This window comes from unidentified bacterial endosymbiont, assembly GCF_918797525.1.
Taxonomy (GTDB): domain Bacteria; phylum Pseudomonadota; class Gammaproteobacteria; order Enterobacterales; family Enterobacteriaceae; genus Enterobacter.
The window spans coordinates 1,569,643-1,592,504 of record NZ_OU963893.1; the positions used below are offsets into that span (position 1 = coordinate 1,569,643).

The 22,862-nt window shown below is 55.2% G+C and carries 22 protein-coding genes and 2 pseudogenes; 17 read left to right on the forward strand and 7 right to left on the reverse strand.

What is annotated here, in order from left to right; translation table 11 throughout:
- Window positions 1-3 precede the first annotated feature (3 nt).
- Window positions 4-1,009 (reverse strand): annotated as a pseudogene (flk, locus tag NL510_RS07500) (flagella biosynthesis regulator Flk).
- A 111-nt stretch (window positions 1,010-1,120) separates the two neighbouring features.
- Between flk and pdxB the strand changes: the two are divergent.
- The 9 genes from pdxB to purF all read left to right on the forward strand — a co-directional run bounded on the left by pdxB (window position 1,121) and on the right by purF (window position 10,110).
- On the forward strand, window positions 1,121-2,257 hold the full coding sequence (pdxB, locus tag NL510_RS07505) for a 4-phosphoerythronate dehydrogenase PdxB (RefSeq protein ID WP_253383092.1): 1,137 nt from the start codon (window positions 1,121-1,123) through the stop codon (window positions 2,255-2,257).
- A 67-nt stretch (window positions 2,258-2,324) separates the two neighbouring features.
- Window positions 2,325-3,338 carry an aspartate-semialdehyde dehydrogenase gene (locus NL510_RS07510; RefSeq protein ID WP_253383094.1) on the forward strand — a complete coding sequence of 338 codons (1,014 nt, stop codon included), beginning with the start codon at window positions 2,325-2,327 and terminating at the stop codon, window positions 3,336-3,338.
- The gene (truA, locus tag NL510_RS07515) at window positions 3,338-4,150 is read left to right on the forward strand and encodes a tRNA pseudouridine(38-40) synthase TruA (RefSeq protein ID WP_253383096.1); all 813 of its coding nucleotides are present in this window, start codon (window positions 3,338-3,340) and stop codon (window positions 4,148-4,150) included. The genes NL510_RS07510 and truA overlap by 1 nt, the downstream gene beginning before the upstream one ends.
- Window positions 4,151-4,178: 28 nt before the next feature.
- A complete protein-coding gene (locus tag NL510_RS07520; protein WP_253383098.1) occupies window positions 4,179-4,838 on the forward strand; it encodes a DedA family protein in 660 nt (219 codons plus the stop codon).
- 154 nt (window positions 4,839-4,992) lie between these two features.
- The gene (gene accD, locus NL510_RS07525) at window positions 4,993-5,898 is read left to right on the forward strand and encodes an acetyl-CoA carboxylase, carboxyltransferase subunit beta (RefSeq protein WP_253383100.1); all 906 of its coding nucleotides are present in this window, start codon (window positions 4,993-4,995) and stop codon (window positions 5,896-5,898) included.
- 70 nt (window positions 5,899-5,968) lie between these two features.
- Window positions 5,969-7,237 (forward strand): bifunctional tetrahydrofolate synthase/dihydrofolate synthase, encoded by a 1,269-nt coding sequence (gene folC / locus NL510_RS07530; RefSeq protein ID WP_253383102.1) that lies wholly within the window; start codon window positions 5,969-5,971, stop codon window positions 7,235-7,237.
- Window positions 7,227-7,913, forward strand: a complete 687-nt coding sequence (gene dedD, locus NL510_RS07535; RefSeq protein ID WP_253383104.1) for a cell division protein DedD — start codon at window positions 7,227-7,229, stop codon at window positions 7,911-7,913. The genes folC and dedD overlap by 11 nt, the downstream gene beginning before the upstream one ends.
- A gap of 155 nt (window positions 7,914-8,068) precedes the next feature.
- Complete coding sequence (gene cvpA / locus NL510_RS07540; protein WP_253383106.1) at window positions 8,069-8,557, forward strand: colicin V production protein; 489 nt, start codon at window positions 8,069-8,071, stop codon at window positions 8,555-8,557.
- Window positions 8,558-8,592: 35 nt separating this feature from the next.
- On the forward strand, window positions 8,593-10,110 hold the full coding sequence (gene purF / locus NL510_RS07545; protein ID WP_253383114.1) for an amidophosphoribosyltransferase: 1,518 nt from the start codon (window positions 8,593-8,595) through the stop codon (window positions 10,108-10,110).
- Between the two features lie 39 nt (window positions 10,111-10,149).
- On the opposite strand, the gene NL510_RS07550 is transcribed toward purF, so the two are convergent.
- A complete protein-coding gene (locus NL510_RS07550; protein ID WP_253383122.1) occupies window positions 10,150-12,114 on the reverse strand; it encodes a glycoside hydrolase family 127 protein in 1,965 nt (654 codons plus the stop codon).
- 7 nt (window positions 12,115-12,121) lie between these two features.
- Window positions 12,122-13,528, reverse strand: a complete 1,407-nt coding sequence (locus tag NL510_RS07555; RefSeq protein WP_253383124.1) for an MFS transporter — start codon at window positions 13,526-13,528, stop codon at window positions 12,122-12,124.
- A gap of 296 nt (window positions 13,529-13,824) precedes the next feature.
- On the opposite strand from NL510_RS07555, the gene NL510_RS07560 reads away from it, so the two are divergent.
- The 7 genes from NL510_RS07560 to hisP all read left to right on the forward strand — a co-directional run bounded on the left by NL510_RS07560 (window position 13,825) and on the right by hisP (window position 19,800).
- The gene (locus NL510_RS07560) at window positions 13,825-14,838 is read left to right on the forward strand and encodes a LacI family DNA-binding transcriptional regulator (RefSeq protein ID WP_253383126.1); all 1,014 of its coding nucleotides are present in this window, start codon (window positions 13,825-13,827) and stop codon (window positions 14,836-14,838) included.
- A gap of 41 nt (window positions 14,839-14,879) precedes the next feature.
- Complete coding sequence (locus NL510_RS07565) at window positions 14,880-15,449, forward strand: UbiX family flavin prenyltransferase (protein ID WP_253384800.1); 570 nt, start codon at window positions 14,880-14,882, stop codon at window positions 15,447-15,449.
- A gap of 275 nt (window positions 15,450-15,724) precedes the next feature.
- Window positions 15,725-16,507, forward strand: coding sequence for a lysine/arginine/ornithine ABC transporter substrate-binding protein ArgT (gene argT, locus NL510_RS07570; RefSeq protein ID WP_253383128.1), 783 nt, complete (start codon window positions 15,725-15,727; stop codon window positions 16,505-16,507).
- A 240-nt stretch (window positions 16,508-16,747) separates the two neighbouring features.
- Window positions 16,748-17,530, forward strand: a complete 783-nt coding sequence (gene hisJ, locus NL510_RS07575; RefSeq protein WP_253383129.1) for a histidine ABC transporter substrate-binding protein HisJ — start codon at window positions 16,748-16,750, stop codon at window positions 17,528-17,530.
- A gap of 88 nt (window positions 17,531-17,618) precedes the next feature.
- Window positions 17,619-18,305 carry a histidine ABC transporter permease HisQ gene (locus NL510_RS07580; RefSeq protein WP_253383131.1) on the forward strand — a complete coding sequence of 229 codons (687 nt, stop codon included), beginning with the start codon at window positions 17,619-17,621 and terminating at the stop codon, window positions 18,303-18,305.
- The gene (locus NL510_RS07585) at window positions 18,302-19,018 is read left to right on the forward strand and encodes an ABC transporter permease (protein WP_253383140.1); all 717 of its coding nucleotides are present in this window, start codon (window positions 18,302-18,304) and stop codon (window positions 19,016-19,018) included. The genes NL510_RS07580 and NL510_RS07585 overlap by 4 nt, the downstream gene beginning before the upstream one ends.
- Before the next feature lie 8 nt (window positions 19,019-19,026).
- A complete protein-coding gene (hisP, locus tag NL510_RS07590) occupies window positions 19,027-19,800 on the forward strand; it encodes a histidine ABC transporter ATP-binding protein HisP (protein WP_253384802.1) in 774 nt (257 codons plus the stop codon).
- 35 nt (window positions 19,801-19,835) lie between these two features.
- On the opposite strand, the pseudogene NL510_RS07595 reads toward hisP, so the two are convergent.
- The 4 genes and pseudogenes from NL510_RS07595 to yfcG all read right to left on the reverse strand — a co-directional run.
- Window positions 19,836-20,032, reverse strand: a pseudogene (locus NL510_RS07595) (GNAT family N-acetyltransferase); the annotation flags it as partial.
- Window positions 20,033-20,046: 14 nt separating this feature from the next.
- Window positions 20,047-20,940, reverse strand: coding sequence for a TIGR01777 family oxidoreductase (locus NL510_RS07600; RefSeq protein ID WP_253383142.1), 894 nt, complete (start codon window positions 20,938-20,940; stop codon window positions 20,047-20,049).
- 14 nt (window positions 20,941-20,954) lie between these two features.
- Entirely contained in the window at window positions 20,955-21,323 is a 369-nt protein-coding gene (gene folX / locus NL510_RS07605) for a dihydroneopterin triphosphate 2'-epimerase (RefSeq protein WP_253383145.1), read from the reverse strand.
- Window positions 21,324-21,398: 75 nt separating this feature from the next.
- Complete coding sequence (gene yfcG, locus NL510_RS07610; protein ID WP_253383147.1) at window positions 21,399-22,028, reverse strand: GSH-dependent disulfide bond oxidoreductase; 630 nt, start codon at window positions 22,026-22,028, stop codon at window positions 21,399-21,401.
- Between the two features lie 138 nt (window positions 22,029-22,166).
- Here yfcG and yfcF point away from each other — a divergent pair, with 138 nt between their 5' ends.
- On the forward strand, window positions 22,167-22,811 hold the full coding sequence (gene yfcF, locus NL510_RS07615) for a glutathione transferase (RefSeq protein ID WP_253383155.1): 645 nt from the start codon (window positions 22,167-22,169) through the stop codon (window positions 22,809-22,811).
- Window positions 22,812-22,862: the final 51 nt, after the last annotated feature.

Genomic DNA, 22,862 nt, shown 5'->3' on the forward strand with positions numbered 1-22,862 from the left:
AGTTTAGGTAATCAGCAAGGCAATCGCCAGCGCAATCACCAGCGCAATAAACATCAGTCCCGGGCGGGCTGACAGGGTTTTGAAGGTTTCCACCACCGGCGCAAACAGCGGGTTATAGATTGGCTGAATGTTACGCGCTTCCGGCACGCCGTCTTCCCGCTCGGCGCGGCGAATAAAGATTTGATTCAACACATCCTGGATCTGCGCGGTGGTCAATACCGTTTGCGGCGTAGCCTGCCAGGTCTGCTGGGCATAATCCCGAATCGCGTCGAATTCGTGCGGCTCAAGCGGCTGTTTAAGCGCGGCCTGAAGCGTATGCAGAGTAGGGGCATGTTGGCTGCTGAGCGTCTGCCTCGCCTGCAGCCACGTGACCAGGTGGGTAAACTGTTTTGCCGGGATCAGCTCACCCGCCTTAACCCCTGAAAGCTCAAGCATCGACTGCCAGATAAGCTTGTTCGACTCGCCGGTCGCCGCGGCCAGTTTAGTGACCATCTGCTTCAGCGTGTTGTGCTCCGCCGGAAGCAACGATCGTTCAGTTGCCGGACGCTGCTGCGGCTGCGGAATAGAGAGCTGATTGTTTTGCAACAACGTCAGGACGGTTTTCAACTGCTCCGGCGTCAGCTGGCTCAGTGCGGTATGACCGAACTGTTGACGAATAAAATCGCTCGCCGCCTGGCGGTTGTTTCCCTGACCCAACAGCTCGGTCAGCTGCGAGACAATCTGACGGGTGGTGTGATTCTGCTGTGCAGAATGAATACGCTGACTCAAGTTTTGCTCGGCGGCGGGGAAATGGCGCGACTGCAGCGGCGCGTCGTTCCTGACCCCCAGATCGTGCTTAACGCCCGCCCACACTTCGGCGTTCTGCTGCGACGTAAGCGCTATCAGGCGCGTGATTCAAACGCTCCAGCACGGTGCGCTGTTGCGTAGAGAGCGGTTGTTCACCGGCGACATTGTGCTTTACGGGGCCATCACCCGGAGGGCGCGGCGGCGAACCTGATATAGGCTGCATCGTCAAAATCCTTAAAGTCAAACTCAGCGTAAACCCGGCTTACTTATATGCCTGGCGGCCAGATTATGGCACACTTGCCAGGTTTACTTCCTCTCAAACAGGTACTCAGACGTGAAAATCCTCGTTGATGAAAATATGCCTTACGCACGCGAGCTATTTAGCCGTCTCGGCGACGTTAAGGCTGTCCCTGGTCGCCCAATCCCGGTGGATGAACTGGCTGATGCAAACGCGCTTATGGTGCGCTCGGTGACCAACGTAAATGCGGCACTGCTTGGCGACACCGCGATAAAATTCGTGGGTACCGCAACGGCAGGGACGGATCATGTGGATGATAAATGGCTTGCGCAGGCGGGGATCGGTTTTTCCGCCGCGCCCGGCTGTAACGCCATTGCGGTGGTGGAATATGTTTTCTCTTCCCTGCTGATGCTGGCAGAGCGTGACGGTTTTGCCCTGAAAGACCGCACAGTGGGGATTGTCGGCGTGGGGAACGTAGGGGGACGTCTGCAAAAGCGCCTTGAGTCGTTAGGCATTCGCACGCTGTTGTGCGATCCCCCGCGTAAAGACAGCGGCGACGACGAGGAATTCCACTCTCTTAGCACCCTGGTTGAACAGTGCGATGTGATCACCTTCCATACGCCGCTGTTTAAAGAGGGGCCGTATAAGACTTTTCATCTGGCAGACGACGCGCTAATTCGTCGCCTGAAGGCGGGCGCTATTCTGATAAATGCCTGCCGTGGCCCGGTTGTCGATAACGCCGCGCTGCTGAAGTGCCTGGAAGAGGGACAAGAGCTCAGCGTGGTGCTGGACGTCTGGGAGCCAGAGCCCGATCTTAACATTGCGCTACTCAACAACGTCGACGTGGGTAGCGCGCATATCGCTGGTTATACTCTCGAAGGCAAGGCACGCGGCACGACACAAGTGTTTGAGGCCTACAGCGCCTTTATTGGCCAGTCTCAGCAGGTTGCGCTGGACACGCTGCTGCCCGCGCCGGAATTTGGCCGCCTTACCCTGCACGGCCCGCTCGATCAGGCAACGCTAAAAAGGCTGGTGCATTTGGTGTATGATGTGCGCCGCGACGACGCACTGCTGCGTAAATCAGCGGGTATTCCGGGTGAATTTGACAAGCTGCGCAAGAATTATGTCGAGCGCCGCGAGTGGTCCTCTTTGTACGTGATGTGCGACGACGCAACGGCCGCCGCGCAGCTGCATGAACTGGGTTTTAACGCCGTTCATCACCCGGCGCGTTAATGTCTTCTTAATGCTCCCTGTTGGGTACGCTGACAGGGACGCTCTTTTATTTCTGGAGTAAACCACCATGTCTGAAGGCTGGAACATTGCCATTTTAGGTGCCACAGGCGCCGTGGGCGAAGCCCTGCTTGAAACCCTTGCTGAGCGTCAGTTCCCGGTGGGCGATATCTATGCGCTGGCGCGGGCCGAAAGCGCGGGCGAGCATCTGCGTTTCGGCCCTAAATCCGTAAAGGTTCAGGATGCGGCGGAATTTGACTGGACCCAGGCGCAACTGGCGTTTTTCGCCGCGGGCGCTGAAGCCACTGTCTCTTACATCGAAGAAGCAACCCAATCGGGCTGTCTGGTGATTGATCTCAGCGGTCTGTTCTCGCTTGAGTCAGACGTGCCGCTGGTGGTGCCGGATGTCAACCCGTTTGTGCTGGCGGACTACCGTAACCGTAACGTGATTGCCGTGCCAGATAGCCTGACCAGTCAGCTGCTTACCGCGCTGAAACCGCTGATCGACGATGGCGGCCTGTCGCGTATTATCGTTACCAGCCTGCTGTCGGCCTCCGCTCAGGGCAAAAAAGCGGTGGATGCCCTGGCGGGGCAGAGCGCAAAACTGCTCAACGGCATCCCGGTAGACGAGGACGATTATTTTGGACGCCAGCTGGCGTTTAACATGCTGCCGTTGCTGCCCGACCGTGAAGGCTCCGTGCGCGAAGAGCGCCGTATCGTTGATGAAGTCCGCAAAATAATGCAGGACGAAGGTCTGATGATTTCCGCACACTGCGTGCAGTCTCCGGTCTTCTACGGCCACGCGCAGATGGTGGGTTTTGAAGCCCTGCGTCCGCTGGCGGCAGAAGAGGCGCGTGATGCCTTTAGTCGCGGCGAAGACATTGTGCTTTCTGAAGAGCGCGAGTTCCCGACCCAGGTAGGGGACGCCAGCGGCAGCGCGCACCTTTCGGTGGGCTGCGTACGTAACGACTACGGTATGCCGGAGCAGGTCCAGTTCTGGTCAGTTGCTGATAATGTTCGCTTTGGCGGCGCGTTGATGGCGGTCAAAATTGCGGAAAAACTGGTGCAGGAGTATCTGTACTGATGTCAGAAGTGGAGCACAAGCTGGTCTATAGACTCGCTCTCGGTATTGAGTACGACGGCAGTAAATACTATGGCTGGCAGCGTCAGAATGAGGTGCGCAGCGTCCAGGAAAAACTGGAGAAAGCGCTCTCTCAGGTGGCGAATGAACCGATCAACGTTCTGTGCGCAGGCCGCACGGACGCTGGCGTCCACGGCACGGGACAGGTGGTGCATTTTGAAACCACCGCTGTGCGCAAAGATGCCGCGTGGACGTTGGGCGTAAATGCGAATTTACCCGGCGATATCGCGGTGCGTTGGGTAAAAGCTGTACCGGATGATTTTCACGCACGATTCAGCGCCACCGCGCGCCGTTACCGCTATGTCATCTATAACCAGCGCCTGCGCCCGGCGGTTCTGAGCCAGGGCGTGACGCATTTTTATGAGCCGCTTGATGCAGAACGTATGCAGCGTGCGGCGCAGTGTCTGACTGGAGAAAATGACTTTACCTCGTTTCGTGCGGTGCAGTGTCAGTCCCGCACGCCGTGGCGTAACGTCATGCACATAAACGTCAGTCGTTATGGCGCGTATGTGGTGGTGGATATCAAAGCCAATGCCTTTGTACATCATATGGTACGGAATATTGTGGGCAGCCTGATGGAAGTAGGCGCCGGACACCAGCCGGAGAGCTGGATTGCAGAACTGCTGGCAGCGAAGGACAGAACGCTTGCAGCAGCAACGGCGAAAGCGGAAGGGCTGTACCTGGTATCGGTGGATTATCCGGACCGGTTTGACCTGCCAAAACCGCCAATGGGCCCGCTTTTTTTAGCGGACTAAACGAAGGCGCAATTAAGGTTTAAACAATATGGACGTAATACATTTTCTGATCGATTTCATTTTGCATATTGATGTTCACCTGGCTGAACTGGTCGCGCAGTACGGCGTCTGGGTTTATGCCATTCTGTTCTTGATTCTGTTCTGTGAAACCGGGCTGGTCGTCACGCCGTTCCTGCCGGGTGATTCACTGCTGTTCGTCGCAGGGGCGATATCCGCGCTGCCCACCAATGACCTGAATGTGCATTTGATGGTGGTGTTGATGATTATCGCCGCGATTATCGGCGATGCGGTCAACTACACGATAGGGCGAGTGTTCGGGGAACGGCTGTTCAGTAATCCTGACTCGAAAATTTTTCGCCGTAGCTATTTAGACAAGACCCATGCGTTTTATGAACGCCATGGCGGTAAAACCATTATCCTTGCGCGCTTTGTGCCTATTGTCCGTACGTTTGCCCCCTTTGTGGCGGGAATGGGACATATGTCCTATCGTCACTTTGCGATATACAACGTTGTTGGCGCCCTGCTGTGGGTACTGATCTTTACCTATGCAGGCTACGTGTTTGGCGATCTCCCTGTGGTTCAGGAAAACCTTAAGTTACTGATTGTTGCGATTATTGTGCTTTCAGTGTTACCGGGAGTTTTCGAAATTATTCGTCACCGGCGGGCGGCGGCAAAACAAGCGAAGTAAATGCACATCGGCGGTTCGAGCACATTTTTATCCAAAGTTTCGGGCTGTTATGTTTTAATGTGCAACATTCATGGTCTGTTGGAGGCAAAAATGGCATCATTCGCCTCTTATAGCAAAACTGGCATACGACCAGGTTCAGGCAGAAAGGTTATCAATGAGCTGGATTGAACGAATTAAAAGCAACATCGCCCCGACTCGCAAAGCGAGCATTCCTGAAGGGGTATGGACGAAGTGTGATAGCTGCGGCCAGGTTCTGTATCGCGCGGAACTGGAACGCAATCTTGAAGTGTGTCCGAAATGCGACCACCACATGCGTATGTCGGCGCGTAACCGCCTGCACAGCCTGCTGGACGAAGGTTCTCTGGTCGAACTGGGTAGCGAACTTGAGCCAAAAGACTTGCTGAAGTTCCGCGATTCCAAAAAATACAAAGATCGTCTGGCCTCTGCACAGAAAGAGACCGGCGAGAAAGATGCGCTGATCGTGATGAAAGGCACCCTGCATGAAATGCCGGTTGTCGCCGCCGCCTTTGAGTTCTCCTTTATGGGCGGCTCCATGGGCTCTGTGGTTGGCGCACGTTTCGTGCGTGCCGTTGAGCAGGCGCTGGAAGATAACTGCCCGCTGATCTGCTTCTCTGCCTCGGGTGGCGCGCGTATGCAGGAAGCGTTAATGTCTCTGATGCAGATGGCGAAAACCTCTGCTGCGCTGGCGAAAATGCAGGAGCGCGGTCTGCCGTACATCTCAGTACTGACCGACCCAACCATGGGCGGCGTATCCGCAAGCTTCGCGATGCTGGGCGACCTGAACATCGCTGAGCCGAAAGCGCTGATCGGCTTCGCCGGTCCTCGCGTTATTGAACAAACCGTGCGTGAGAAACTGCCGCCGGGCTTCCAGCGCAGTGAATTTCTCATCGAGAAAGGCGCTATCGACATGATCGTTCGCCGCCCGGAAATGCGCCTGAAGCTGGCAAGTATTCTGGCGAAGCTGATGAATCTGCCCGCGCCTGACCCGGATGAACCGCGCGAAGGCGTAGTTGTACCGGATCAGGAACCCGAGGCCTGATAACTGAAAAGGGCAGGGCCAGACGGCGCTGCCCTTTTACTTTTTAAACTGTTAATGACAACCGGGCATCATGGAAAATAAACGCATTCCCCAAGCCACGTCGCCCCTGGTCGCGTGGCTTTCTTATCTGGAAAATCTGCACAGCAAAACCATCGATATGGGCCTTGAGCGTGTCAGTCAGGTCGCTACGCGTCTCGGGATGCTGAAACCGGCGCCTTTCGTGTTTACCGTCGCCGGTACCAACGGCAAAGGCACCACCTGCCGTACGCTGGAATCTGTTCTGATGGCTGCGGGTTACAGGGTGGGGGTTTACAGCTCCCCCCATCTGGTGCGCTATACCGAGCGGGTTCGCGTGCAAAATACCGAGCTGGCGGAATCGGCGCATACGGCGTCGTTCGCAGAAATCGAAGCGGCACGCGGTGAGATCTCATTAACCTATTTCGAATACGGTACGCTCTCGGCGCTGTGGTTGTTTAAACAGGCGCAACTGGATGTGGTTATCCTCGAAGTCGGCCTTGGCGGACGTCTCGATGCCACGAATATGGTGGATGCGGATGTGAGCGTGGTGACCAGCATTGCGCTGGATCATACCGACTGGCTGGGACCAGACCGCGAGAGCATTGGTCGCGAAAAGGCCGGGATTTTCCGCGCTAACCGGCCCGCAGTGGTCGGCGAGCCGGATATGCCGCACACCATTGCGGACGTGGCGAAAGAGAAGGGCGCACTGCTGCTGCGTCGTGGCGTTGACTGGCAGTATGAGGTTTACGACAATGGCTGGCGTTTTACCGATGCCCGGGTCGTGCTGGATAACCTGCCTCTGCCGCAGGTGCCGCAGCCAAACGCGGCGACGGCCCTGGCGGCTTTGCGCGCAAGCGGGCTCGCAGTGAGCGAGCAGGCGATCCGCGACGGCATTCAGCACGCGATTTTGCCGGGTCGATTCCAGATTGTGAGCGGTTCACCGCGCGTGATTCTGGATGTGGCGCATAATCCCCATGCGGCGGCGTATCTCGCAGGTCGTCTCAAATCGTTACCAAAAACCGGGCACGTACTGGCAGTTATCGGTATGCTTCATGATAAAGATATCGGCGGCACGCTGGCCTGCATGGAGGCTGTGGTCGATAGCTGGTATTGTGCTCCCCTGGAAGGGCCACGCGGCGCGACGGCTGAACAGTTAAGGGAACATCTCGGCAACGGCAAAATTTTTGCGAGCGTTGAGCAGGCGTGGCGTACCGCGATGGCGGAGGCGAGACCAGAAGATACCGTGCTGGTGTGTGGTTCGTTCCACACGGTGGCACATGTCATGGAAGTGATGGACGCGGGGAGAACCGGTGGCGAGTAAGTTTCAGAACCGTTTAACAGGAACCATTGTGCTGGTCGCGCTCGGGGTGATTATTCTCCCGGGTTTGCTCGACGGGCAGAAAAAACATTATCAGGATGAGTTTGCGGCCATTCCGCTGGTGCCAAAACCGGGCGATCGCGACGAGCCGGATATGCTGCCAGCCGCAACGCAGGCGCTGCCTGCTCAGCCGCCGGAAGGTGCTGCCGAAGAGGTGCGCGCGGGAGATGCCGCCGCGCCGTCGCTTGACCCCTCTCGCCTGACGGCGAATAACAACATCGAGATTGATCCGCTACCGGTAGAGCAGCCTAAGCCGGCTGTAAAACCGAAGCCGGTGGAGAAGCCGCAGCCGAAACCGCAGCGAGATAAAGCAGCCGGACAGCTGGCTGCCGCCTCAGAATCGCCGCCGCCGGCTAAACAAGACGCGGCGCCAACTGGAAAAGCCTATGTTGTTCAGCTCGGCGCATTGAAAAACGCCGATAAAGTCAACGAGGTGGTGAGTAAACTGCGCGGGGCGGGGTATCGAGTTTATACTTCACCTTCCACACCGGTGCAGGGTAAAATTACCCGCATCCTCGTCGGTCCTGATGCCTCTAAGGATAAGCTGAAAGGGTCGCTGGGTGAGCTGAAGCAGATCTCCGGTTTGAGTGGTGTGGTGATGAACTACAGCGCGAACTAAAACCCGACGGGGAGAGGGTAGGGTGAGGGGCGTTGAACATTTTTTCAGCGCCTTTTTTATTTACGCGCGGGAAGGAAATCCCTACGCAAACGTTTTCTTTTTCTGTTAGAATTCGCCCCGAACGGGATGACAGGGCGTTAAATCGTGGGACACATATGGTCTGGATTGATTACGCCATCATTGCGGTGATTGGTTTTTCCTGTCTGGTTAGCCTGATCCGTGGCTTTGTTCGTGAAGCGTTATCGCTGGTGACATGGGGTTGTGCTTTCTTTGTTGCCAGTCATTACTACACGTACCTGTCTGTCTGGTTCACGGGCTTTGAAGATGAACTGGTTCGAAACGGGATCGCCATCGCGGTGCTGTTTATCGCAACGCTGATTGTCGGCGCTATCGTCAATTACGTGATAGGTCAACTGGTGGAGAAAACCGGTCTGTCTGGAACAGACAGGGTGCTCGGGATCTGTTTTGGGGCGTTGCGAGGCGTGCTGATTGTGGCCGCGATACTGTTCTTCCTGGATACCTTCACCGGGTTTTCCAAAAGCGAAGACTGGCAGAAGTCGCAGCTCATTCCAGAGTTCAGCGTCATCATCAGATGGTTCTTTGACTATCTGCAAAGTTCGTCGAGTTTCTTGCCCAGAGCCTAAGTGCTCTGAGATGTGGCTTAACGAGGAAAAAACGAATGTGCGGTATTGTCGGTATCGCCGGTTTCATGCCGGTAAACCAGTCTATTTATGACGCATTGTCGGTGCTTCAGCACCGTGGTCAGGATGCTGCGGGTATCATCACCATTGATGCACACAACTGCTTCCGTTTACGTAAGGCGAATGGCCTGGTAAACGATGTGTTTGAAGCCCGCCATATGCAGCGCCTGCAAGGTAATATGGGGATTGGTCACGTTCGTTATCCTACTGCTGGCAGTTCCAGCGCCTCTGAAGCCCAGCCTTTCTATGTCAACTCTCCTTATGGCATCACGCTTGCCCACAACGGCAACCTGACTAACGCCCATGAGCTGCGGAAAAAGCTGTTCGAAGAGAAACGTCGCCACATTAACACCACCTCTGATTCTGAAATCCTGCTCAATATCTTCGCCAGTGAGCTGGATAACTTCCGCCATTATCCGCTGGAAGCAGACAACATTTTTGCCGCCGTTGCCGCCACTAATCGCCTGATCCGCGGGGCGTATGCCTGCGTGGCGATGATTATCGGTCACGGAATGGTGGCTTTTCGCGATCCCAACGGTATCCGTCCGCTGGTGCTCGGAAAGCGCGATCTCGGCGATGACCGTAGCGAATACATGGTCGCCTCTGAAAGCGTGGCGCTGGATACCCTGGGCTTCGAGTTCTTACGCGACGTTGCGCCGGGTGAAGCGGTTTACATCACTGAGAAGGGCCAACTGTTTACCCGCCAGTGTGCAGATAACCCGGTCAGCAACCCGTGCCTGTTCGAGTATGTTTACTTCGCTCGTCCGGACTCGTTCATCGACAAGATTTCGGTCTACAGCGCACGCGTAAACATGGGCACCAAACTCGGTGAGAAGATTGCCCGCGAGTGGGACGATCTGGATATCGACGTGGTGATCCCTATTCCGGAAACCTCCTGCGATATCGCGCTGGAAATTGCCCGCATTCTGGATAAGCCATACCGTCAGGGCTTCGTGAAGAACCGCTACGTTGGTCGTACCTTTATCATGCCGGGCCAGCAGCTGCGCCGTAAGTCCGTGCGGCGTAAACTGAACGCCAACCGCGCAGAGTTCCGCGATAAAAACGTGCTGCTGGTCGATGATTCCATCGTGCGCGGCACCACCTCCGGGCAGATTATCGAGATGGCGCGTGAAGCGGGTGCGAAGAAGGTGTATCTGGCTTCAGCAGCCCCGGAGATCCGCTTCCCGAACGTGTATGGTATCGATATGCCCACCGCCACCGAGCTGATTGCTCATGGTCGTGAAGTGGACGAAATTCGTCAGATCATTGGCGCAGACGGCCTGATTTTCCAGGATCTGAACGATCTGATCGACGCGGTGTGCGCCGAGAACCCGGATATCCAGCAATTTGAATGCTCCGTATTCAACGGCATTTACGTGACTAAAGACGTTGATCAGCAGTACCTCGACTATCTTGATTCGCTGCGTAACGACGACGCCAAAGCCGTCCAGTTGCAAAACGATCTGGAAAGCCTGGAGATGCACAACGAAGGCTAATGAAACTGAAGGGCGACGTTGATGTCGCCCTTCGTTTTTTTAACTGCCTTCATTCACCCAGATCCGCATTTCTCCTTCACCTCTGTTGGCCCAGCTAAACCATGGAATAAACGTCAACGTCTGGGTTTGAACCGCCGTTTGCGGATAGTCAAAACTGTATAACGGTGCGTTATTAACGGGCGTTGCCAGCCGTTTTCCCTCTGCCTGGATCACAATTTTATTCTCCAGTACACCGGTACCGACGCTCTCCCGCAGCACGCAGTCTCGCCCCAGCATGAGATTATGTAACGCCTCGCCGTTATCCACTTCTTCAAGGCAATACACCAGCGGACCGCGCTGAAGAGCCACTTTACCGGCCGCGTGGCGTACCTGAGGGTTGGCGTAGACCCGCTTGCAGCGCATCGGCAAAGAGAGCTGGATACGGTCGCCCTTTTGCCACGTCCGGTGCAGATGCAGATAGCCTTTAATGATTTCGCCCTGCGCGGCTTCACCGTTGACCTTGACGTGCGGATTATCGCACCAGTCGGGCAGGCGCAGCGCCAGAGTATGCGCGACCGGGTGCGGGTTATTAAGGGTGATGGCTATGTTGCCATCCCAGGGATAATTCCCCTGAATCGAGAGCTGCAAAGTACCATCGGCGACCCTGAACGCCGCCTCGCTGCCGGCGTAAAAATTAATGAGCAACGCGTCGGGAAGGGGCGTGAAAAGATAATGGCCCACCGCCACTAGCGTGCGGGCAATGTTCGGTGGACAGCAGGCACAGCCGAACCAGGGCTGGCGAACGGGTTTAATGTGGTCGTAGATGTGGTTGTGGGGAAGGCTTTTCGGGTGCGTTTCCAGCGGATTGACGTAAAAAAAGTGCTTACCATCGAGCGCCATTCCTCCCAGTACCGTGTTGTAAAATGCCCGCTCCATCACGTCGGCGTACCGTGCGTCAGCCTCGATCTCCAGCATCCTGCGGGCGAACATCATCAGGCCAATCGAGGCGCAGCTTTCACTATAAGCGGTATCATTAGGCAGGTCGTAATCACTGGTGAAGGCTTCTCCGATCCCCTGGGAGCCTATGCCACCCGTGATGTACATCCGGCGTTGAACCATGTTGTTCCAGATACGCAGGCAGGTCTGGCGCTTCTCTTCATCGTGGGTGAGGCGGGCGATATGCGCCAGCCCGGCCATCAGGTAAACCGAGCGCACCGCATGCCCGACCGCCTGATCCTGTTCATTAAGCGGCTTATGCGCGTGAGTATAGGCTTTGTCTTTGACCATCCACGCCTCACCCCAGTTGCCCCAGTGCCAGGTACCGCCACGCTTTGCAAACTCGATATCATAGTAGTGTGGACGTTGGCCTCGCGCTTGCACAAAGAAGCACGCCAGCGCCTGGTAACGAGGCTCCCGGGTAACTTCGTACAAGCGCATTAAGGCCAGTTCAATTTCCGGATGCCCGGGATAACCGCGCAACTGACCGTCGCCTGGGCCAAAGGTCGCGTCGATATGGTCGGCAAAGCGACAGGCTATCTCGAGCAGGCGACGTTTGCCCGTGGCGTTATAGAAGGCGACGGCGGCTTCAAAAAGGTGGCCTGCACAGTAAAGCTCATGGCACTCGGCAAGGTTAGTCCAGCGCAGGCCCGGCTCTTTTACCGTATACCAGGTGTTGAGATAACCATCCGCCCACTGGGCTTGTGCCAGCAGCTCAATGATCTCGTCGGCGGTTTTTTCAAGTTCAAGATCGGGTTTTTGACGCAAAGACCATGCCACGGCCTCCAGCCACTTGGTGACGTCGCTGTCCTGAAAAACCATGCCATAAAACTCGCCTGAGGTTAAGCCCGCCGCGATACGGTAGTTTTCAATGGCGTGGCTCGGCTCCGCATGCACAAGGGTATCGTTCAGCGCTTGCCACTGATAAGGAATAACCACATCGCGGATAAGCCGCTGGTACTCGCCTAAAAAGGGATCGGTGAGGGTAATCAGGTTCAGGTCCGCTTCAATCACATCAGAATGCATCATGTTTACCTCAGGAAATGTGTGTATGACGATGGTGAAGATCGCTGGCAATACGTTGCATCATGGTTTTATTCAGGCTGCACTTCAGCAGACACAGGGCCAGTACAAGATGGAAAAATGCCGGAATAAGGCTTTGCAGGAGAGTGATCCCTTCAATTGACGACGTGGTCTGGTTTTCCAGCCCGGGGCGATAGGCGACCATTATCAGGATAAGACTGATTATCCCACCGGAAGAGGCCCAGGAGAGTTTGATGAAAAAGAGGTTGAAGGCGAAATTCATTCCGGAAGAGCGCACGCCGTTCTTCCATTCACCGTAGTCATCGGCAAACGCCATAATGGAGAAATGCAGAGGGAGGGTGAATCCCAGCACGATATTGTTTACTAAAATAGAGATCAGCCACAGCGTCTGGTGCTGAGGCCCGGTGGGGAGGAAAACCATCGCCACGCCAAAGGCGACGAGAACCAGGTTGGTAGAGAAATAGAGTTTAACCATATCAATATAGCGGGAGAGCAGGTTGACGACGATGGCCCCGATAATGGCCGCCACGGTGACAACGGCAAAAAACAGCGACATATATCCTGCGCTACCCTGCAGGGCCCAGGAGATGAAATACATATACCCGCCGCCGCGGATGCACAAAATATTGACCAGCAGGAAGGACATCACCAGCATCATCAGCAACTGATCGTTTTTACGCAGGCCTTGTAAATGCTGGCGCAGGGTAGCGTTGCCCGCAAGCGAGAGCGGCACACGCTCCTTTACCCACAAGAAGCAGAGTAAGAACATCACGACGCCAAGGGTGCACAGCACCGTCACACCGTACTGATAGCCTTTTGCCAGATTGCCTTGTCCGAAGAAGGACACCATCCACGGCAGGCCCACGGCCACCAGAAAACCGGCAATACCGCTTAAAACAAAGCGCCATGACTGGCAAGACATCACCTGATCGTGGCGGTTGGTCATGGCGTTGATCAATGCACAGTACGGAACGTTGATGGCGGTATAGCCCACGGAGAGCAGCAGGTAAGTGCCAAAAGCCCAGACGATTTTCAGGTTTGGGCTCATGTCCGGCACGGTAAAGGTGAGTATCCCTATCACGCCAAGCGGTACGGCAATCCACAATTGCCACGGACGAAAACGCCCCCAGCGGGTGCGGGTGCGATCGGCAATCACCCCCATCACCGGGTCGGAAATGGCGTCGAAAATCCTGAGGATCAAAAACATCGCGCCGACTATAGCCGGGCTGAGACCAAAGACGTCGGTATAGAAAAAAAGGAGAAAGCCGCTGATTAAATCAGAGATGCAATGCCCACCCGCATCTCCAAGCCCGTAACCGATTTTTTCGCGCGTGGAGAGGGTTTCTCCCGCATCGGCCGTACTCTGCACATCACTTTCCGGAAAATCGACAGTAGCCATAACCTATCCCCCTATGCCTGGCAAGTCGCGAGTGTTTAGCAAGCCATTACGACATTTCTCTGACTTTTTCGTAAAAAAAAGAACGGTTTTGAGCATAGATCTGGCTTGATGTTGTGGTACATAACCTTGATGTGCGCTTGTGAAAATGATCTCTATTTTTACTAGAAATAATTAATTTAAAGTGATATTTATCACTTTTTTTGCCCGGGGAGAGCCATTGGCATGGGGTTTTACCGTGGCAACGGGTAATATATTTTTAGTGAATGGGATGCGGTAGGCAGAAGGTAACGGTCGCGATGGTGAAAAAAACACGTATCAAAGATATTGCCACGGCGAGCGGTGTGTCGATTGCGGCCGTCTCGCGAGCGCTGAAAGGGCAGCCGGGCCTGAGCGAAGCGACCCGACAGCGCATCCTCGCCGTTGCCCAGGCGGAAGGCTATGACTTCAGTCGCTTGCGTAACGGGCGCATAAAGCGGCTACTGTTTTTGCTCCATAAACAGCACAACATCGCCAGCGCATTACCGTTTTATTCATCCGTTATGCTGGGCGTTGCCGATGCCTGCCGTGAAAATGAGGTCGCCATGAGCTTTCAGCCGATAGGGCCAGATGATCCTGTTGCTGAACTGGTGAATCTGCATCAGCCTGATGCGCTGATTTGCGCGGGCTTTCTGGAGCCGGAAATCCTGGATGCTATCCGTACACTGGCGCTGCCGACGACGCTGGTCGACCTTTGGGCCGCTGATTTTCCCTGTGTTAACCCGGATAACTTCCACGGCGGATTTGTCGCAACCCGGCACCTTATCCAGCAGGGCAGAAAACGCATCGCCTTTTTGGGCCAGTCATTACATCACTACAGTATTCGCCAGCGCGTGGAAGGGTATCAGCAGGCGCTGTTTGATGCTGGCTTGACGTTATCGGCGGCGTATCGGGTAGAAACCCCGCCAGTTAAAGATATTGAACAGGCGCTGGTTGAGGGAATGGACGGTCTGCTTGCGCTGCCCCGGCCGCCAGATGCTATCTTTGCGTATAACGACGTGGCCGCGCTGGTCGCGATGCGGGCGTGTGCCCGTAAGGGGCTAAACGTGCCCGATGATATCGCCATTGTGGGTTTCGATGATATTGATGCTGCCTCCTGGGCGCATCCGCCGCTGACGACGGTGGCTATTGATAAACGTGAGCTTGGGCGCGATGCGTTTCGCCTGCTGAGCAATGAGCAGGGAGAGAGAAATCTGCTGCAGCCCGTACGGTTGGTTATCCGTGAAAGCTCTGGCAGCGGGAGGGGGCACGCACAGTTGCGTCCGGCACGGTAATCCGGCAAAGTTTGCGCCATTACGTTAAAGAGGCAATCATGGTGAAACGACTCATTGTAGGGATCAGCGGGGCCAGCGGGGCCATTTATGGCGTGCGCCTGTTGCAGATAGCGCGCGACGTCGCTGAGGTGGAAACCCATCTGGTGATGAGCCAGGCGGCGCGTCAGACGCTCTCGCTTGAAACGGACTTCTCCCTGCGTGAGGTGCAGTCGCTGGCGGATGTAGTGCATGATGCCCGTGATATTGCCGCCAGTATCTCTTCAGGCTCGTTCAAAACCGCAGGCATGGTTATCCTGCCTTGCTCAATCAAAACCCTCTCCGGCATTGTCAACAGCTATACCGATACGCTGGTGACACGCGCTGCAGACGTCGTGTTAAAGGAGCGTCGTCCGCTGGTGCTGTGCGTACGGGAGACGCCGCTGCACCTCGGGCACCTGCGTTTAATGACCCAGGCCGCCGAATTAGGCGCGGTGATTATGCCGCCGGTCCCGGCGTTCTACCATCGGCCGTCATCTGTAGATGAGGTGGTTAATCAGACGGTTAACCGCGTGCTGGACCAGTTTGATATCGACCTGCCGGAAGATCTCTTTACCCGCTGGCAGGGCGCCTGAGCGGGTGCATAAAAAGACACGTTGCCCTGTTTCAGGGCAAATCTGCAAGCGCGATCATATCCTCGACATTTAATTCGTTTTTTCCCCATCTCTCTCTGCGGTTCGTTCGGCAGACCTGCTATCTTTCCTCATAAAGGCAACATCGCAACGTTTTATTAACATATTTAACGTCAAAGTTTTGATCCGACGGCAATGTGGCATAAGACCTGCAAGAGAAGCCTGCAACACAACACAACGCAAACCATAATAAAATCACGGTATTTGAGGGTAAATGTATGAAGAAGACGGTTCTGGCTTTGTCTTTGCTCGTGGGGTTAAGTGCAGCAGCAGGTAGCTATGCGGCACTGCCACAGACGGTTCGTATCGGTACCGACGCCACCTACGCGCCATTCTCTTCCAAAGATGCCAAAGGCGAGTTCGTTGGCTTTGATATCGATCTGGGAAATGAGATGTGCAAACGCATGGAAGTGAAGTGCACGTGGGTGGGCAGCGATTTCGACGCGCTGATCCCGTCGCTGAAAGCCAAAAAAATCGACGCTATCCTCTCCTCTCTTTCTATTACCGAGAAGCGTCAGCAGGAGATTGCCTTCTCTGAAAAACTTTATGCCGCAGACTCGCGTCTGATTGCCGCCAAAGGCTCGCCGATCCAGCCGACGATCGCGTCGCTAAAAGGCAAGCACGTCGGCGTGCTGCAGGGCTCTACTCAGGAAGCGTTCGCCAATGCCCACTGGCGTGAACAAGGGGTAGATGTGGTGGCTTATCAGAACCAGGATCTGATCTACTCCGATCTCGCGGCAGGCCGTCTGGATGCGGCATTCCAGGATGAAGTCGCGGCGAGCGAAGGCTTCCTGAAGCAGCCTGCGGGTAAAGAATTCGCCTTTGCGGGCCCGTCAGTCAAGGACAAGAAATACTTTGGCGATGGCACCGGTATTGGTCTGCGCAAGGATGATACCGAGCTGAAAGCAGCCTTTGATAAAGCCTTTACGGAGCTGCGTAAAGACGGTACCTACGACAAACTGGCGAAGAAATACTTCGACTTCAACGTCTACGGCGACTGACTGTCGCTGACGGGACTGCACCATGATGGCGAGCCGTCATGGTGCGTTGCGGGTGCGTGTGAACCATTTTAGTGCGCATTGGCGATTAATTGCGCCATGAGTGCATAGTTAAGCACTCCCGATGCAAAAAATCCCATCGTTTGGGCATTATCTTTTGCCTTAAGAAGGGGATTAATGGCACATTAACGCCACCCCGTCGTCGTAAAAATCCCGTAAGAATCCGGTTTGTTGAGGACAGATATGAAAAAACTGATTTTGTCACTTTCTCTGGTGCTGGCCGTTTCCAGCGTCAGTGCGGCGTTTGCTGCAATTCCGCAAAAAATTCGTATTGGTACCGACCCTACCTATGCCCCGTTCGAATCGAAGAATTCTAAAGGGGAACTGGTCGGTTTTGACATCGATATTGCCAACGAGCTGTGCAAGCGCCTTAATGTGCAGTGTACCTACGTTGAGAACCCGCTGGATGCGCTGATCCCCTCGCTTAAAGCCAAAAAAATTGATGTGATCATGTCTTCTCTCTCCATCACAGAAAAACGCCAGCAGGAGATTGCTTTTACCGACAAAATGTACGCGGCAGATTCCCGTCTGGTGGTGGCGAATGACGCTGACATTCAGCCAACGGTTGAATCGCTGAAAGGTAAACGCGTGGGCGTGCTGCAGGGCACAACCCAGGAAACCTACGGTAAAGAACACTGGGCGCCAAACGGGATTGAAATCGTCTCTTATCAGGGCCAGGAAAATATCTACGCTGACCTGACGGCTGGCCGTATCGATGCCGCATTCCAGGATGAAGTTGCCGCAAGCGAAGGCTTCCTAAAACAGCCTGTCGGGAAAAATTACACGTTCGGCGGTCCGTCCATCAAGGACGAAAAACTCTTTGGGGTGGGCACCGGTATGGGTCTGCGTAAAGAAGACAACGAACTGCGCGAAGCGCTGAATAAAGCCTTTGCCGAGATGCGTGCTGACGGTACGTACGACAAGCTGGCGAAAAAATACTTCAATTTTAATGTTTACGGCGGCTAATTCCCCCGTCTGATAACGTGCAGCCCCTCCTCGTGCAGGAGGGGAAAAGACACGGTTCCACCATTCACGATACGACAGGGCACGCGCTATGCTGTATGGATTTTCTGGCGTTATTTTACAAGGCGCGCTCGTCACCCTTGAGCTGGCATTAAGCTCCGTGGTACTGGCGGTACTGATAGGCCTGGTGGGCGCGGGGGCGAAACTGTCGGCGAATAAACCGCTGGCTATGGTGTTTGAAGCCTATACCACGCTGATTCGCGGCGTTCCCGACCTGGTGCTGATGCTGCTGATCTTTTACGGTCTGCAGATTGCGCTAAACGGCGTAACGGACGCTATTGGCATGACGCAGATTGATATCGACCCGATGGTGGCCGGTATTATTACCCTCGGCTTTATCTACGGCGCGTACTTCACTGAAACCTTTCGCGGCGCGTATATGGCGGTGCCGAATGGGCACATTGAAGCGGCTACCGCGTTTGGTTTTACCGCCGCGCAGACGTTTCGCCGAATCATGTTTCCGGCCATGATGCGTTACGCGCTGCCAGGCATCGGCAACAACTGGCAGGTTATCCTCAAAGCTACCGCCCTGGTCTCGCTGTTGGGTCTGGAAGATGTGGTCAAAGCGACCCAACTGGCAGGTAAGAGTACCTGGGAGCCGTTCTACTTTGCGGTGGTGTGTGGCGTAATCTATCTGGTCTTTACGACGGTCTCCAATGGTGTGCTACTGCTGCTCGAACGTCGCTACTCCGTGGGTGTGAAGAGGGCTGACCTGTGATTGAGATTATTCAGGAGTACTGGAAATCGCTGCTGTGGACAGATGGTTATCGCTTTACCGGTGTGGCGATCACCCTGTGGCTGCTGATTGCTTCCGTGGTGATGGGCGGCATTCTGGCGGTGTTTCTCGCCATTGGTCGCGTATCGAATAACAAATTCATTCGCTTCCCTGTCTGGCTGTTCACCTACGTATTCCGCGGCACGCCGCTGTACGTGCAACTGTTGGTATTCTACTCAGGAATGTATACGCTGGAGATCGTGAAAGGCACCGAGATGCTGAACGCCTTCTTCCGCAGTGGTTTGAACTGTACGTTGCTGGCGTTGACGCTTAATACCTGCGCCTATACCACCGAAATTTTCGCCGGCGCCATCCGCGCCGTGCCTTACGGTGAAATCGAGGCGGGGCGCGCGTACGGCTTCTCTTCGGTGAAGCTCTATCGCTGCATTATTCTGCCTTCAGCGCTGCGTATCTCGCTGCCTGCGTACAGCAACGAAGTGATTTTGATGCTGCACTCGACCGCGCTGGCTTTTACCGCGACGGTGCCGGACTTACTGAAAATCGCGCGCGATATCAACTCCGCTACCTACCAGCCGTTTACCGCGTTTGGCATTGCAGCAGTGCTTTACTTGATGATCTCCTGGGTCCTGATTAGCCTGTTCCGTAAGGCTGAAAAACGCTGGTTGCAGCACATAAAACCGTCTTCGACGCACTGAGAATTATGATGGCTGAGAATAAACTTAACGTTATCGACTTGCACAAGCGCTACGGCGAACATGAAGTGCTAAAAGGGGTGTCGCTGCAGGCTAACGCGGGCGACGTGATCAGTATTATCGGCTCATCCGGTTCCGGTAAAAGCACCTTCCTGCGCTGCATTAATTTCCTCGAAAAACCGAGCGAAGGCTCGATCACGGTGAGCGGGCAGAACATCAACCTGGTGCGGGATAAGGATGGCCAGCTTAAGGTGGCGGATAAGCATCAACTGCGCCTGCTGCGTACGCGGCTGACGATGGTTTTCCAGCATTTCAACCTCTGGAGCCATATGACGGTGCTGGAGAATGTAATGGAAGCGCCGATTCAGGTGCTGGGCCTGAGCAAGCACGAAGCCCGCGAGCGAGCGGTGAAATACCTGGCGAAAGTGGGTATCGACGAGCGTCAGCAGATGAAGTACCCGGTGCACTTGTCCGGCGGCCAGCAGCAGCGCGTCTCTATCGCCCGTGCGCTGGCAATGGAACCGGAAGTACTCCTGTTCGACGAGCCGACCTCGGCGCTGGATCCGGAACTCGTCGGGGAGGTGCTGCGCATCATGCAGAAGCTGGCCGAAGAGGGCAAAACGATGGTGGTGGTGACGCACGAGATGGGCTTTGCCCGAAACGTCTCTAACCATGTCATTTTCCTGCATCAGGGTAAAATCGAAGAGCAGGGGCATCCGGATGAGGTATTAGCCAACCCGCAAAGCTTGCGTCTGCAGCAATTCCTGAAGGGATCGTTAAAGTAGTTTTGCCTTTCGCCCTCTCCCTGCAGGAGAGGGCGTCAGACCGCACCGTACTCCAGCCGATACACCCAGTCGTCAAAATACACGCCGTCAATCTCGTACGCCTTCACCAGCACCTGCGTGCGTACAAATCCGGCTTTCTCTAACCGGCAGGCACGACGGTATCGCCAATATCCGCCTTTTCAGCGTTTTCCGCGCTGATTTGCAAACCAATATCGCCGAGCGGGGTTTCATCTGACAGTAACATACTCACTGAACCACATTCCCCAGCGCCTCGTCTACATCATACCAGCGGAACGCAAACCCGGCCGCTTCCAGCCGTTTCGGCAGCGCGCGTTGTCCGCCCAGCACCAGCACCGATGATTCCCCCATTAACAGCCGTATCACCGACGCGGGCACGCGCAGCACCGCCGGACGGCGCAGAGCGCGCCCTAACGCATGGGCAAACTGCTCATTACGCACCGGATAGGGTGAAACCATATTAAATGGTCCGCGCAGGTCGTTATCCAGCAGCCAGAGAATACCGTTCACCATATCGTCGATGTGGATCCAGGCAAGATACTGACGGCCGTTACCGATTGGCCCGCCGAGACCCAGCCTGAAGGGGGGAAGCATTTTGCCCAGAATACCGCCTTCTGACGCCAGTACCACGCCGGTACGCAGCAGGCAGACGCGCGTATTATCGCTTTGCGCGGCGCAGGCGAGGCGTTCCCACTGGGCGCAGAGTTTATGGGTAAACTCATTGTGCGGCGGCTCCTCTTCGGTCACCACCACCTCGCCGAGGTCGCCGTAATATCCCGTCGCGGAGCCCGAAATCAACACCGACGGCGGGGTGTGGCTGTTACGGATAAGCTCAACCAGCCTTTCGGTGAGGGTCCAGCGGCTGCTGCACAAGCGCTGCTTTTGCGCCTCGCTCCAGCGTTTATCCGCAATCGGTTCGCCCGCGAGGTTAATGACGGCGTCAAAACCGTCAAGATCCTGCTGCCCGGACAGTCCTTTCCAGAAGACGATCCCGGCGCCCAGCACCCGACGTGCTTTTTCAGGGCTGCGCGTGACCACGGTGATGTCGTGTTGCAACGACTGCAGGCGAAGAACGAGATGACGACCAATCAGGCCCGTACCGCCGGTCAGCAGAATCTTCATACACTCTCCTGGTTTTACGCCTCGCGCTGCCAGCTTAACGTCATTGAGACGGAATCGGCATAACGCAGGGCGTGGAGTTTATCGATCTCAACTTCAGCATAGGTGACCCACTGGTGTTCGCGTGCGATATCGAGCACATCCTGAGTTAATTTTTCAAGTAAAAAGAAACGGTTGTTTTCAACGTACTGGATGATGCTTTTGGTAATGGTGCGATAGTTCAGGGCGTCATTGATATCTTCGCTCGCGCGCGCCCTGTCGGCCGGGTAGTGGATCGCCACATTCACCACGATATCCTGACGGTTGGCAATCTCTTCCTCTTTGATGCCAATAAAGGTGCGCAGGCGTAAGTTTTTTATACGAATAACAGCGTCTTGCTGGGACATTGCAGGTCTTCTCCGGGTCAGTATTTCCTCCCCATAATACATGAGCGCAACGCGTGCGCCCAACCAGGCGCAGAGTTAAATCTGCTGGATTTTTTGCATCGCGCGTTCGGTGGCCGGGCGGTTGCGAATGCGCTCAAACCAATTGTTCACCGCAGGGTAAGACGCTAAATCGATACGGTGACGCTCATGGCTATTCACCCACGGCCAGCAGGCGATATCGGCAATGCTGTAATGGTCGCCGCCGAGCCACGGCGTTTTCTCCAGCCGACGGTTGAGGACGCCATACAGCCGCTGTGTTTCAACCTGATAACGCTCGATAGCGTAAGGGATAGGCTGCGGGGCAAAGGCGGTAAAGTGATGATTTTGTCCGAGCATCGGACCGAAGCCGCTCGTCTGCCAGAAAAGCCATTGCAGCGTCTGGTGGCGTTCGCGCAGTTCGCCGCTGAGCAATTTGCCGGTTTTCTCCGCCAGATAAAGCAAAATCTCCCCGGATTCAAAAAGACTCAGTGGTTTGCCGCCGTCTTCCGGCAGGTTATCGATAATGGCCGGAATTTTATTATTGGGCGATATCGCCAGAAAAACCGGTCTGAACTGATCGCCTTTACTGATTTCGACGCGAATGATGCGATACTCCAGCTCGGCTTCTTCAAGAAAAAGGGTGATTTTATGGCCGTTTGGGGTAGGGGCATAGTAAAGGTCGATCATTTTCAACTCCTGTCAGTGTGAAAGGTGATGCCATAAAAATCAGTATAGTGCCTGTTGTAAATCATGAGTTTTGATCAAGTGACAGCGGCATAAAGAGGTTATATGTTGAGTGAAAAGCGATCGGTTAATGAGGATGTTATGCACCAGCCTGCAATTACCCTGTGGTCAGATTCCCGCTATTTTTCACCCTATGCGTTGAGCGTTTACGTGGCGCTGGCCGAAAAAGGGCTGACGTTTACCCTGAAAACGGTTGATTTAAACGGTGGCGAGCACCTCAATCCGCAGTGGCAAGGGTACGCCCTGACCCGACGCGTGCCGGTCGTGGATATTGAAGGCTTTCAACTGAGTGAATCTTCGGCGATCGATGAATACCTTGAAGATCGTTTTGCGCCGCCGGAGTGGGAACGGATCTATCCACACGATCGGCAGAAACGCGCCCGCGCGCGTCAGATCCAGGCGTGGTTGCGCAGCGATCTGGTGCCTGTCCGCATTGAACGCTCAACCGATGTGGTGTTTGCCGGCGTGAAAAAGCCTGCGCTGAGCGCTGAAGGCCATGCAAGCGCGCAAAAGCTGATTGAAACCGCCTCCGCGCTGCTTGCGCACGGCAACGCAAATCTGTTTGGCGAGTGGTGTATTGCAGATACTGACCTGGCGCTGATGCTAAACCGCCTGATCCTTAACGGCGACCACGTGCCGCAACGGCTGGTGGACTATGCCGTATTCCAGTGGCAGCGGGCTTCGGTACAGCGCTATGTGGCACTCTCCGCTAAGCGTGCTGGCTGATAAGGTTCGGGGCTTCAGGTATGATAGGGGCCGTTTTTTCTGAGGAAACAC